This is a genomic window from Ardenticatena maritima, assembly GCF_001306175.1.
GTDB lineage: Bacteria > Chloroflexota > Anaerolineae > Ardenticatenales > Ardenticatenaceae > Ardenticatena > Ardenticatena maritima.
This window is the reverse complement of sequence record NZ_LGKN01000003.1, coordinates 457,592-470,207: the sequence shown is the minus strand read 5'-3', so window position 1 is coordinate 470,207 and position 12,616 is coordinate 457,592. Positions and strand designations below refer to the sequence as shown.

General features: G+C 61.1%; 14 protein-coding genes. 9 read left to right on the top strand and 5 right to left on the bottom strand.

Annotated features, from left to right (window positions below; translation table 11 throughout):
• Position 1: 1 nt before the first annotated feature.
• On the bottom strand, positions 2-1,246 hold the full coding sequence (locus tag SE16_RS02155) for a glycosyltransferase family 4 protein (protein ID WP_054493702.1): 1,245 nt from the start codon (positions 1,244-1,246) through the stop codon (positions 2-4).
• A 121-nt stretch (positions 1,247-1,367) separates the two neighbouring features.
• Between SE16_RS02155 and SE16_RS02150 the strand changes: the two genes are divergently transcribed.
• The 3 genes from SE16_RS02150 to SE16_RS02140 are packed head-to-tail and all read left to right on the top strand — an operon-like array spanning position 1,368 to position 3,708.
• Positions 1,368-1,886, top strand: coding sequence for a MaoC family dehydratase (locus SE16_RS02150; RefSeq protein WP_330218566.1), 519 nt, complete (start codon positions 1,368-1,370; stop codon positions 1,884-1,886).
• Positions 1,887-1,889: 3 nt separating this feature from the next.
• Positions 1,890-2,756, top strand: a complete 867-nt coding sequence (locus SE16_RS02145) for an HpcH/HpaI aldolase/citrate lyase family protein (RefSeq protein ID WP_054493704.1) — start codon at positions 1,890-1,892, stop codon at positions 2,754-2,756.
• A gap of 4 nt (positions 2,757-2,760) precedes the next feature.
• Complete coding sequence (locus SE16_RS02140; RefSeq protein WP_060687138.1) at positions 2,761-3,708, top strand: NUDIX domain-containing protein; 948 nt, start codon at positions 2,761-2,763, stop codon at positions 3,706-3,708.
• On the opposite strand, the gene SE16_RS02135 is transcribed toward SE16_RS02140, so the two are convergent.
• Positions 3,700-4,374 (bottom strand): metal-dependent transcriptional regulator, encoded by a 675-nt coding sequence (locus tag SE16_RS02135; protein ID WP_054493706.1) that lies wholly within the window; start codon positions 4,372-4,374, stop codon positions 3,700-3,702. The genes SE16_RS02140 and SE16_RS02135 overlap by 9 nt on opposite strands.
• 144 nt (positions 4,375-4,518) lie before the next feature.
• Between SE16_RS02135 and SE16_RS02130 the strand changes: the two genes are divergently transcribed.
• From SE16_RS02130 to SE16_RS02105, 6 genes are all read left to right on the top strand, one after another.
• Positions 4,519-4,911: a hypothetical protein gene (locus SE16_RS02130; protein ID WP_054493707.1), complete on the top strand. Its 393-nt coding sequence runs from the start codon at positions 4,519-4,521 to the stop codon at positions 4,909-4,911.
• Between the two features lie 29 nt (positions 4,912-4,940).
• Complete coding sequence (locus tag SE16_RS02125) at positions 4,941-6,110, top strand: hypothetical protein (protein WP_054493708.1); 1,170 nt, start codon at positions 4,941-4,943, stop codon at positions 6,108-6,110.
• A gap of 108 nt (positions 6,111-6,218) precedes the next feature.
• Positions 6,219-7,454, top strand: a complete 1,236-nt coding sequence (locus SE16_RS02120; RefSeq protein WP_054493709.1) for an FTR1 family iron permease — start codon at positions 6,219-6,221, stop codon at positions 7,452-7,454.
• A complete protein-coding gene (locus SE16_RS02115) occupies positions 7,451-7,654 on the top strand; it encodes a hypothetical protein (protein WP_054493710.1) in 204 nt (67 codons plus the stop codon). The genes SE16_RS02120 and SE16_RS02115 overlap by 4 nt, the downstream gene beginning before the upstream one ends.
• Entirely contained in the window at positions 7,629-9,728 is a 2,100-nt protein-coding gene (locus tag SE16_RS02110) for a hydantoinase/oxoprolinase family protein (RefSeq protein ID WP_054493711.1), read from the top strand. Before SE16_RS02115 ends, SE16_RS02110 begins: the two co-directional genes overlap by 26 nt.
• Positions 9,729-9,731: 3 nt before the next feature.
• Entirely contained in the window at positions 9,732-10,163 is a 432-nt protein-coding gene (locus SE16_RS02105; RefSeq protein WP_054493712.1) for a hypothetical protein, read from the top strand.
• A 41-nt stretch (positions 10,164-10,204) separates the two neighbouring features.
• On the opposite strand, the gene SE16_RS02100 is transcribed toward SE16_RS02105, so the two are convergent.
• The 3 genes from SE16_RS02100 to SE16_RS02090 form a co-directional block, all read right to left on the bottom strand.
• Positions 10,205-10,978 carry an SDR family NAD(P)-dependent oxidoreductase gene (locus SE16_RS02100; RefSeq protein WP_054493713.1) on the bottom strand — a complete coding sequence of 258 codons (774 nt, stop codon included), beginning with the start codon at positions 10,976-10,978 and terminating at the stop codon, positions 10,205-10,207.
• A gap of 9 nt (positions 10,979-10,987) precedes the next feature.
• The gene (locus SE16_RS02095; RefSeq protein ID WP_054493714.1) at positions 10,988-11,914 is read right to left on the bottom strand and encodes an SDR family NAD(P)-dependent oxidoreductase; all 927 of its coding nucleotides are present in this window, start codon (positions 11,912-11,914) and stop codon (positions 10,988-10,990) included.
• A 141-nt stretch (positions 11,915-12,055) separates the two neighbouring features.
• Complete coding sequence (locus tag SE16_RS02090) at positions 12,056-12,571, bottom strand: adenine phosphoribosyltransferase (RefSeq protein ID WP_054493715.1); 516 nt, start codon at positions 12,569-12,571, stop codon at positions 12,056-12,058.
• Positions 12,572-12,616 lie beyond the last annotated feature (45 nt).

Sequence of the window (12,616 nt, the reverse complement as noted above, 5' to 3'; positions counted from 1 at the left end):
TCTAAAACGATGCCAGCACCTGGCGCAGTTTTTCTTCCAGCACTTCCAGCGAAAAATGTTGCCGCGCAATCTCGAAGTTCTTTTCCGCCATCATGCGCACGACATCCGGCTTTGCCAGGAGTTCGCGCGTCATCTCGACCGATTCTTCACTCACAAACCCGTCCAACTCGATGAATTCAAACCCCAATGGGCGAATATCAGCGTTATAGACGGGATACCGGTTGACCACAATCAATTTTTTGAAGTAAATGGCTTCCAGCAAGGCGTTGCCAAACCCTTCGTAGATGCTCGGATAGGTGACCAGGTCGGCGTGCACGTAGGCGTCCCAGAGCGAATACCGCTTTTGCCCCTCTTCCATCGTCCGCTCAGGGCGAATGAGATGGTCAACCAGGCGCATATCCACGCCCATCATCTTCGCTTCACTTTGCAACCAGCGCCAATAGTCCAAGCCCTCATCCGTCGCCGAATGGGTGATCACCAATTTGGCGCGTGGATTGCGCAAACGATGCACCAACTCAATCGCCATCTCGATGCCCTTGCGCCGAATAATGCGCGTGGGTTGGAGCACAAACAAATCCTCATCCGCCAGCCCAATCGCCTGCCGAAAATCACGGTTGTACTCGTCAATGCCCGGCGGCGGCGTCGAGTAGTCGAACACATTGGGGATAACCACAGATTCAATGCCGCGCCGCGCCAGCAAGCGCTTTTGGGCAATGCTGTTGATGACCACATGGCGAATGGTGGGCAATCGCGCAGGGAAGTTTGTATCCAACAGGCGCAGAATACGCGCCGCCTGATAGCGGTCGCGCTCCCAATAGAAATCGTGATGGTGCGCAATGGTGTTGATGCCCAATTCCGCAATCAAGCCGGTGAGCGCCACGCCAAGCGGCAAGTTCATCGGAATGGTCAAGGCGTTCTGCACAATGATGAGATCGAGTTTGTTTTTGCGGATGAAATCACGCAACGGCGGTCGAATTTCATCCGCAATACGGTAAATGTCGTCAATGACTTGCTCAGGGGATTCATCGCCGTTGGGACCAAATGCACGCCGTCCTAATGACAAAATGGACTGATGGTTGAAGTGCAACAACGGGATGAGTGTACCGCCGGCGGCATAGCCCCCCAATTCCCCCGCGCAGTAAAACGTCTCGTGTCCCATGCGGCGCAGGACTTTGTCCCATTTTTCGACTTCCAGCGAAACGCCGTCAGTGCCGTTGAGGCGCGTTGAAATGAAGCCAATGCGCATAAAACATCTTCTCCCCGAAGTCGTTTTGGTTGGCGCGCTGAACAACATACCATGCGCTCACGATTGAGCAAATCCCGAAAACCGGCGAACACATCGCTTTGCCTCTTGTAGTCTTGCCCATTTGCGATACACTGCTGGCGCGATTCCATCCAGAGAGGAGGGACCAATGCCTGGCAAGTATTACGAAGACCTGGAAGTCGGTCAGCGTATCAAACATACGCTGGGGCGCACCATCACCGAAGCCGATAACACGCTCTTTTGCGCCCTGACGATGAACACGCAACCGCTCCATCTCAACGAAGATTTTGCCGCCACCACGCCCTTTGGACGCCGTATCGTCAACGGCATTTTCACCATGGGGCTGGTGGTTGGGTTGACGGTGCCCGAACTGACCGAAGGCACGATCATCGCCAACCTGGGCTACGAACGTGTGGTCCACCCCAAACCGGTCTTTCACGGTGACACAATTTATGTCGAGACAGAAGTGCTGGACAAACGTCCATCCAAGTCGCGCCCGGAATGCGGTATTGTGCGGCTCAAGCATATCGGGCGCAACCAGCACGGCGAGATCGTGGTGGAACTTGAACGCACGGTCATGTTCAAACGCCGCCCAACAGAACCAACCGAAACAGGAGCATAAACGATGATTCGCATTCGACGTTCTCTGCTCTTCATGCCCGGGAATGAAATGCGCAAAATTCTCAAAGGGGCGCAACTCGGTCCCGACGCCGTCATCATGGATATCGAGGACGGTGTCGCGCCAGACCGCAAAGAGGAAGCCCGCCGCACCATTCGCGAAGCACTGGAAACGGTGGACTTTGGGCAAACGGAGCGCCTGGTGCGTATCAACCCCATCGGGTCGGGGCTGGAAGTGGATGATTTGCGTGCCACCGTTGGCGGGAAACCCGACGGCTATGTCATCCCCAAAGTGGAAAGCGCCGAACAGGTGCGCTGGGTCAGCCGCTGGCTCGCCGCCGCCGAGCGACGCCACGGCTGGGAAGTCGGTTCCATCCGCCTGGTCTTGCTGATTGAGACGGCGCGCGGTGTGCTCAACGCGGCTTCCATCGCCGCCGCAGACGACCGTATTGACGCGCTCGCCTTCGGTTCGGAAGATTACGCGGGGGACGTCGGCGCGATACGCACGCGCGAGAGCCTGGAAATTCTCTACGCGCGGAGCCACGTTGTCACCGCCGCCGCCGCGTATGGACGCCAGGCGATTGGCACGGTCTTCATTGATTTGCACGACCTGGACGCTTTCCGCGCCGAAGCTGAGTTTGAACTGCAACTGGGCTACACCGGCAAGCTAGCCATTCACCCGCGCCAGGTGCCCGTTATTCACGACGTTTTCACCCCCTCGCCCGAAGAGGTGGAACGGGCGCGCAAACTGCTCGAAGCCTTTGAAGCCCACAAAGCCGAAGGGCGCGGCGCGTTCGCCTACGAAGGCAAAATGGTGGATATGCCCATCGTGCGCGCCGCGCAATGGGTGTTGGCACGCGCCCGCGAGCAATAACCCCATGCCGCTCGACTATTTGCGCCGCATTCGCTCGCGTGTGGGACACCGCAAAATCCCGCTGGTCTATGCCTCGGCCTGCGTCGAAGATGACGCAGGCCGCTTGCTCTGGCAACAACGCGGCGATTTCGGCTGGTGGGGGTTGCCGGGCGGCGTGCTTGAATATGAAGAAGACCTGGAAACCTGCGTGGTGCGCGAGGTGTACGAAGAAACAGGCTTGCACGTAACGCCGACGCGGCTGGTCGGCGTCTATTCATCGCCCGATTACGACGTGCGCTACCCCAACGGCGATGAAGTCCAGCAAATCACCTTCTGCTACGCCTGCCGCCTCATCGGCGGCACGTTGACCAGCGACGGCGACGAAACGCGCGCCCTCGCCTGGTTTGCGCCGGATGAGCGCCCCGCCACTGCGCCCTGGTACATCGCCATGGCGCGCGACTGGGCGGCGCGCCTGCCCACGCCCACATTCGACCGTGGAAGCCCCGGCCGCGCCGTTGGTGAAGCGGAGATGCACACGCTCCGCCGATTGCTGGGCCCCATCGGCCTCATTCAGCCCCGCGCCGTCGCCGCCGTGTGGGATACGCAGGGGCGGCTGCTGCTCTACCGCCGCCGCGAGAGCGGCTTGTGGGCGCTTCCCAGTGGGGAGATGCACCTGGGCGAACGCCTCGACATGACGGCGGTCCGCACAACCACCCAACAAACCGGCGTGCTCGCCGAACCCGCGCGCCTGTTGGCGGTCTATTCCAACCCGTCCGAGTGGACAGTTCGCCATGAAAACGGGTGCGAAACGCGCTTCATCACGCTGCTCTTTGCCTGCCGCGCCGTTCACATTCCTCCACCACCCCACGCGCCGGAGGTGGCGTTTTTCGCTCCCCACGCCCTTCCCCCTCTCGATACCCGTTTTGGCAACGCCCGCCTGGTCCAGGACGCCGTCGCACAGGGGTCAATCTAGCCGCTCAACCCACAATACCGAGACCACCGCCTGCCCCAACACGGCTTCGCGGTTGCCCGCATAGCGCAAACGCACGGGACCATCGAAGGGGGCGCGGGCTTCAAGGCGCATTTCCACCCCCGGACGCAACCCCAACGCGCCCAAATAGCGCAGAATCTCGCGGTCGTGCGTGCGCACGCGGCTCAAACGCAATCGCCGCCCAACGTCAACGCCCGCCAACGGTTCGTCATTCAGTGGCGGCATTTCGCCTTCTGGTGTGGGGATAGGCTCGCCGTGTGGGCAACGTGTGGGGTGGTTGGTCATCTCCGCCATACGCGCTTCCAGCACATCATCCACGCCCTGTACAAAACGGTCTGCAAGGTCGTGTACTTCATCCCATCCAAACCCCATCACGTCCACCAAAAAGACCTCTGTCAGCCGATGCCGCCGAATGCAGGGCAACGCCGCTGCGACACCTTTCGGCGTCAGGCGCACGCCTTTGTAGCGCACATGCTCCACCAATCCCGCCGCTTTCATGCGCCGCAACATCCGCGCCACCGCCTGGGCGGACACGTTGAGCGAGTACTCCAATTCCGACGGCGGCACAAAAGCGAACGTCTCCTGCAAGCGAAAAATCTCCGATGCGTACAAGCACATCCCTTCGGTAATGTCCGGATGGTTGCACATTGTAATCACCCTCGTTGAAACGCTGTTTTCAACCAGGTTGTGAAGAGAATCACAACTTGGGGCCTTGAACCCTGATGCCGCGCAGTATAAACTTTCCCGCGTAAGTTGACAAACTTACTCAACAATAGAGAGGAGGAGCGTTGTGTGAGCCATCATCACCGCCTTGCCTACGTGGATGAACATCGCTGGGTGGCACTCTGCCGACATGGCGTCCTACACATTCGCTGGAACTATTTTTCGTTTCACTTGCCGCTTTCGGGGTTTCGCCACTTGCTCACGGTTCTGGTGGAAGGCACCAGCAAGCCTTTTGACGGTCCCGTTGAGCAAGAAGCGTATCGCCTGCGTTTTCGGGATGACGGGCTGTTTCAACTCCACGTTGGCATGCTCGTCTGCTGGTTTTCCGTGATGGACATGATTTTGTTTCGCAACATGTTGTTGCTCGCCAATGGGGCGCTCGCCCAAACAGACCTGGTTGAAGATACAACCAAAGCGCCGCCCATTGATTCGCTGCTCAACATTCCATTTTCAACAAACTAACACCATTCACGCAAAGGGAGGACTGACATATGGCACTCAAAAAACATCTCGCACTGCTGACATTCATCATGCTGTTGATGGCGCTGACCGCGTGCGGTGGTCAATCGCAAGAGCAACCGCCTACCGAAGCGGAGCAGGCGCAGACGACGGAAGAAACAAGCGCAACGCACACCGAAGAAGGCGAAGCGCATGAGGAACACGAGCACGAAGAATTGAGCGAAGCCAAAACACCCGCTGAAACCGTTGTGCGCCTGATGCAGATGAAAGGGCACCTCACCAGTAGCCGCGAACTTTGGGAAATGAACGATCCCATGGCTGCCGCCCACGCCGCCCACCCCAAGAGCGAACTGTACCACGTCGTCGCCTCGGCGCTTGCCGAAGCGGGCGTTGACACTGACGCCTTCCTCGCCGCCCTCGACCCCCTGCCGCAACTTGTCGCCGAAAGCGACGACCGCGAAGCGGTTGCCGCCGCCTACGACCGCGCTTTCGCCGCGATTGACGACGCCGCGCGCACGGTAGCGGGCGACGCCTGGAACACCCCCGACTTCACCGCGGAAGTGATTGCCGGCTTGTTGGAGGGCGTCGCCGAAGAGTACGCCGAATCTGTGCAAAACGGCGAACTGACCAACACCGAAGAATACCAGGACGCTTACGGCTTCTTGCAGGTGGCGCGCAGGCTTTACGAGACCATCGCCGCCGACGCCCAAGCCCGCAATGCCGAAGAAGCCGAAGAAATCGCCCATGCGCTGGATGAATTAGCCGAGTGGCTGCCCGCCGTCCAACCGCCCGCCGCTGTTGTGGAAGGCGTTATGGTGGCAAATGCAAGCAAAGAAGCCATCGCCGAGTTGAGCGAACTCTACGGCTTCCAGGTTGTCGAAGCCAGCGATACGGAGTTGCTAGTCTTCATCCACGACCAGATCGAAGCCGCCATCGCCGCCTACGAAGCGGGCGACAGCGATAGAGCCTACGAACTGGCGGCGTCCGCCTACCTGGACGGTTTCGAGCACCTGGAAGGGAAGTTGCTGCAAAAAGACCCCGAACTGGTGGAAACGGTCGAAGTCCAATTCAAAGACCTGCGCGACAAGATCCAGGCGGGCGCTCCGGTGAGTGAACTGGAAGCCCTTGAAGACGCCATCGAAGAAAACCTGGCACGCGTTCGCGCTGTTCTGGCGGAAGAAAACGGTGTTGACACCAACTAACGACACACCCGTTCTCACCAACGGCTCACCTCTCCCCTCTCGCGTTGGGGCGGCACAATGGCGTGTCGCCCCCTCACCGTTGACAGAACAACCAGAGGAGGCATTGTCATGTTCAAACGGTTCATGCACATCGTGTTGCTGGTGTTGCTGATGGCACTCTCCGCCACGCCCGCCGCGGCGCAAGGCGGCACGCCCACCGTGGACGTTGCCGCCGAGTTGCAAGCCATTGACACGCTGTTGGTGCAAGCCATGCGCGCCTACCGTACAGGCGATTATGAAGAAGCGTATCGTCTGGCACGCGCCGCCTATCTGGACCACTTTGAGGCGGTTGAAATCCCCCTGCGTGCTGTGGACCCCGATATGACACTGGAACTCGAATACCAATTCGCGCAAATGCGCAACAAAATGAAAGTCGGTGCGCCGGCTGAGGAGGTTGAAACGCCGCTGGAAGCCATCCGCGACGGGCTAGACCGCATTGAAGCCATGTTTGCGGACAACGGCGCCATCACGCCAACGCTGATTTTCAGCGCGGCGTTCGTCATCATCTTGCGCGAAGGCATTGAAGCCGTGCTCGTGCTGGCAGCGTTGCTCGGGTATCTGCGCCAGGTGCCGGGCGGCGCGGCGCACCGCCGCACACTGCTCATGGGCGTAGGGCTGGCGCTGGGGGCGACGCTCGCCACATGGGCGCTCTTCCGCTTCATCTTCAACGTCGCCCCCGTCACGCGCGAACTGCTGGAAGCGGTGGTCTCTTTCCTCGCGGTCGGCCTGCTCTTCTGGACGACGTTCTGGCTCTCGCGGCGGCTCGATCATCGGCGCTGGCTCGAATTTTTGCAAGCCCGCGCCTGGGAAGCCCTTTCAGGTGGGCGCACCACGGCATTGCTTGCGCTGGGGTTCACCGCCGTGTATCGCGAAGGGCTGGAAACCGTGCTCTTCTATGAAGTGCTCTTCAGCCTGGGACCCCACACGCAACAACATGTGGCGTATGGGCTGGCGCTTGGGCTGGTGGTGCTCGCGGTTGTGGCGTGGTTCATTCTGCAATCCGGTCGCCGCCTGCCGCTCGGCACATTCTTGCGCGCCGCTGTGGTGATGATGGCGTTGCTCTCGGTCTTCGTGGTGGGCAAAGGCGTGCGTGAATTGCAAGAAGCCGGCTTCCTCGACGCCACCCTGCTCACGCAACTGCCGCGCCTGCCCCGCACGCTCGCCGAATTCACCGGCTACCACCCCACGCTGGAAACCATCAGCGCCCAACTCGCCATGCTCACCGTGTACGGCGTCGGCTGGCTGGTGGAACGCTGGCGGCGCGCCCGCACTGTCTCACTCGTACGCGAGGAGGTCGCGTCATGAACGGGGCTGAGGCACGCACGCCCGTGCGCCACCTGGTGCAAACCGAATGGGAAACGCTCGCCCTCGACGGCGCGCAAACCGAGCGGCTGGTACACCTCGTACCGCTGGCAACGGACATTGTCATGCATGTTCTGGAACGCTTGCTCAACGAAACCATGCCGGAGGAGGTGAAGCATGACGCGCGTCCGCATTGGTATTGACGTCGGCGGGACGTTCACCAAAGCCGTGGCGGTGGACGCGCATACCCTGCACCTGCTTGGGCAGGCGCTCGTCCCCACCACACACCACGCGCCCGAAGGGGTAGCGGCTGGCGTTGTGGCGGTTCTGCGCCGCCTGCTGGAACGCCACGCCATCGTGCCCGAAGACGTGGCGCTGGTGGCGCACAGCACCACGCAAGCCGTCAATGCGTTGCTGGAAGGCGACACCGCCACCGTGGGCATTCTGGGCATGGGGCGCGGGCGCGACGTGCTGGAAGCCGCCAAACGCACCCACATCGGCGACATCACGCTTGCGCCGGAACATACATTGCAAACCCGACACCTCTTTGTGGAAACCACCCACGGGCTGACACGTGAAACCGCCCGCCAGGCGATTCAACAGTTGCAAGCGCAAGGCGCCGAAGCGATTGTCGCCAGTGAAGCGTTCAGCGTGGAAGACCCCACCCACGAAAACCTGGTGCTCGACGTGGCGGCGGAAATGGGCGTTCCCGCGGTCGCCGCCCACCAGATGACAGGCGCCTATGGGCTGGAAGTGCGCACGGTCACGGCAGCCATCAACGCGGCGCTCTTGCCCAAAATGCTGGAAACCGCGCGCCATGTGGAACAGGGCTTGCGGCAGTACGGCATTCATGCGCCGCTCATGCTCATGCGCGGCGACGGGGGGCTAGCCGACCTTGCGACCATGCGCCAGCGCCCGATTCTCACGCTCTTTTCGGGTCCCGCTGCGAGTTTGGCGGGGGCGCTGCTTGCCGGGCGCGTGGTCTTCGGTGTTTTTCTGGAAATCGGCGGCACCAGCAGCAACATCAGCCTCATCCGCCACGGCATGCCCACCATGCACTACGTGAAGGTCATGTCACACCCCACCTGCGTGCAGGCGCTCGACGTGCGCGTGCAGGGTGTTGCGGGCGGTTCGATGATTCGCAGCGGCGCGCGCGGTTTGGTGGACGTTGGTCCCCGCTCCGCGCACATCGCCGGACTGCCCTACGCCTGCTTCGACCCTGCAGTGCTCGACGCCGCCCACCTGCGGCTGGAAACCTGCTCCCCCACCCCCGACGACCCCGACGACTACGTTGTGCTTGCCGATGAGCAAGGTCGCCGCTGGGCGCTGACGCTCACCTGCGCCGCCAACGCGCTGGGGTGGGTGCCGCGCGGGGCGTATGCCGAAGGCCATCGCGACGCCGCTTTGCGCGCGTTTCATCTGCTTGGCGCAATGTGGGGCATGTCTGCGGAAGAAGCCGCGCAAGCGGTACTCAACCAAGCCACCGCGCGGATCGCCGAAGCCATTCGGCAGATGACACGCGAGTACAAAGTCCCGCACGACCGCCTGCTTCTCATTGGGGGCGGTGGCGGAGCGGGGGCGCTTGTGCCGCCTGTTGCGCAGGCGCTGGGTATCACGTACACGCTTCCACGCCACGCCGAGGTTATCTCGTCGCTGGGTGATGCGCTGGCATGGGTGCGCGAAGTGGTGGAACAGCCCATGCGCGGGCACGATAACGGGCACGACCTGGTGCGTGAAGCCCGCGCCGCGGCTATCCGTTCAGGCGCGGCGCCCCACACGGTCAGCGTGGTGGTCGAACGCGACGAACAGCGCGGTATGTTGCGCGCCATCGCCACGGGGCAAGCGGCACTGGCAACCCCCACGCACGACCTGCGCATGACACCAGAAGAAGCACAGCGCCTTGCGGCTGAAGCCTGCGGCATGCCGCCCAACCGCCTGGAACTCCTTGCGACGAACGACGTGTTTCACGTCTTCCGCGTGCCGCGCCACTGGTGGCGTGCGCCGCGCCTGGCGGTGGTGGACGTGCGGGGTGGTGTGCGCTTCTTTTCGGGGAAAGCGCACGTTGTTTTCGGTACACCGCCCCACCTGCTCGAACGCATGCAACATCTGCTGGGGGCGTCCCCCGCGCACTTCATGCCCGACGTGCGCCTGCTCATTGACGGGCAATTGATTGACCTGACGGCGGTGGGTGAACCGACCACCTCGCTGTTGGAAACCATTCGCACCATTGTTGAACCACTGGACAACAAGCGCGTGATTGCCATTGTAGGAGGATGAGCCATGACAATCTATCGCGTTCAGAAAAAAGCATGGCATGAAAACATCTGGATATGGGCTGGTTTGTTGGGATTACTCGCTCTCATCGTCATCATCGGCTGGCTCTTCTGGCGAACAGAAGCCCCCGCCGCCCCATCCGAAGCGGAACAAGCCCTTGAAGAAGCCGCCCAAGGGCTGGAAGTCTTCCTCATCGAGTATCCGCAAGCAGGGGAAGGCGTGGAACGTCGCGGCGCGGAAGCCGTACTCGAACGCGCCACCCAAGCCTTTGAACGCGCCCGCCCTGCACTGGACCCCGCCGTCGCGGAAAGCATAGCGCGCGATTTGGCTGAGTTGCAGGCGCGGGTTGAAGCAGAGGCGCCCGCAGATGAGGTCGTCCCGTTGGCGGAACATCTGCGCGACCGCCTGATGGACGCCGCGATGCAAAAACGCCCCTAAGGGTTGCCTTAGGGGCGTTGCCGTCTGGATGCGTGGACGGTTTAGAGCGGTTCCATGCCAATGCGCGACATCACCACCGTCCATGAGCGGGGCAAGATGCGCGGCAAAAACGTGAGCAAGCGATTGCGCCAGCCAGGCACAACCACCCGCTTGCCCGCCAGCATGGCGCGGTAGCCATATTCAGCCACCTCTCGCGCCGACATCGCGCCCATCTCAAAGCCGCGCACCCGCCCAATGCGTGCGCGCTCCTTGAACTCGGTTTCCGTCGCGCCTGGGCATAACGCCGTCACGGTGACGCCCGTGGTGCGCAACTCATCCGCCAGCGCTTCGCTGAAAGAGAGCACGTAGGCTTTGGTGGCGTAATAGACCGCTTGCCATGGTCCCGGCATGAAAGCCGCCACCGAAGCCACATTCATGATATGCCCTCGCCCGCGTGCAATCAGGTGGGGCACAAACAGGCGCGTGAGCATTGTCGTCGCCAGCACGTTCACATGCACCATTTGCGAAAGGTGTTCGGGGTCTTGCGTGTGGAACAACCCATGCAACCCAAACCCCGCATTGTTGATCAGAATGTCCACATCAAGCCCCAACTCGCGTACCAGGTCGTACACCTTGCGCGGCGCGCCATCTTGCGCCAGGTCAGCCACGATGACCCAAACGCGCACATCATGCGCGGCTTCCAACTCCGCTTTGAGCGCTTCTAAGCGTTCGCGGCGGCGCGCCACCAGCACCAGGTCGCCTCCATGCTCGGCGTGCACGCGCGCCAACGCCATGCCAATGCCACTCGACGCCCCCGTAATCAATGCCGTTGCCATCGTTCCACCTCACGCTTCACGCGCCGCAGGCACATCGTCAAGGTACGCAACACCCGTCAACTGCTCCGAGACTTCCCACAGCCGCCGCGCCGTCTCCGGGTCGTAGGCTTCGGGCTTCGCCTGCACGCGCTTGGGGTAGCCGCGCATTTCCATGAAGCCGTCGGGACCGAAGTAGTCGCCGCCGCGCACATCGGGCATGGTGGCGGCGTAGAGCGTGGGCAGCGCCCCCATTTCGGGAGACTGCGCCAGCAGTTTGTTGAGGAGCGAGAAGGAGCGTGTGTAGCGCTGCAAATTGGTGTTGGTATAGCCTGGGTGGGCGGCAACCGCAATCGTTTCCGCGCCCTTGGCTTCCAGGCGGCGCTGCAATTCAAACGTGAAGAGCAAGTTCGCCAGTTTGCTTTGCGCATACGCTTTCCAGGGCGAATAAGAGCGCTCCCAGTTCAGGTCGTCAAAGTTGATTGTGCCAAAGCGATGCGCGCCACTGCTCACCGTCACCACACGCGACTTGGGCGTTGCCAGCAAACGCCCGATGAGCAACCCCGTGAGCGCAAAATGCCCCAAATGGTTGACCCCAAACTGAATTTCAAAGCCATCTTTGGTCGTCATCCGCTGGGGCGGTGCCATAATGCCCGCATTGTTCACAAGCACATCCAGGCGGTCGTACTGCTGGGTGAAAGTGTCGGCAAACGCCCGCACCGACGCCAGGTCAGCGAGATCCAGGTCAAGCACCGCCAACTCGCCGCGCGGGTTTTCGGCGCGGATGCGAGCGGCGGCGGCTTCGGCACGCTCGCGACTGCGGCACGCCATCACCACATGCGCGCCTTTGTGGGCAAGTGCGCGCGCGGTTTCGTACCCAATCCCGCTGTTCGCCCCTGTGACGATGATGATTTTACCGGTTTGGTCGGGCATATCGGCGGCTGTCCATTTGGCGGCCATATCGCCCCCTCCTTTTTCTTAGATTGAACGTTCATTCAACGCAAGTGTAGCATGGGAAAAGGGAATGTCAATTGGGCAACTTGGAGCAAATAAAAAAAGCGCCCCGTTGCCTGCGGGGCGCTTCCGTCTGCCAGCCCAACATCAATACTGGATCAACGTAAACACATCGTACCCTTCCAGCCGCGAACGACCATTCAGGAACGTCAATTCCACCATGAAGGCAAACCCGTGCACAATGCCGCCCAAGCGTTCGACCAACTGCGCCGTCGCTTTAGCCGTGCCGCCCGTTGCCAGCAAATCGTCCACAATCAAAACCCGCTGGCCAGGCTGAACCGCATCCACGTGCATTTCCAGATGATTGCTGCCATATTCCAGCGTGTACTCCTGCTCAATCGTTTCCGCGGGCAACTTCCCCAACTTGCGCACGGGCACAAAGCCAAGCCCCAACTCATATGCCAGTGGCGCACCAAAAATAAAGCCGCGCGACTCAATCGCCGCCACCAGGTCAATTTCATCATCCACATAACGGGACGCCATGCGGTCAATCACTTCACCAAAAGCGTCGGCATCTTTGAGCAAGGTCGTAATATCTTTGAACAAAATCCCTTTGGTGGGGAAATCGGGCACATCACGGATGAGTGCTTTCAGATGATCCATGGCTCTACTCCTTCCTTCAACGTTTTCGCGGGCGTGCGCCAGCAC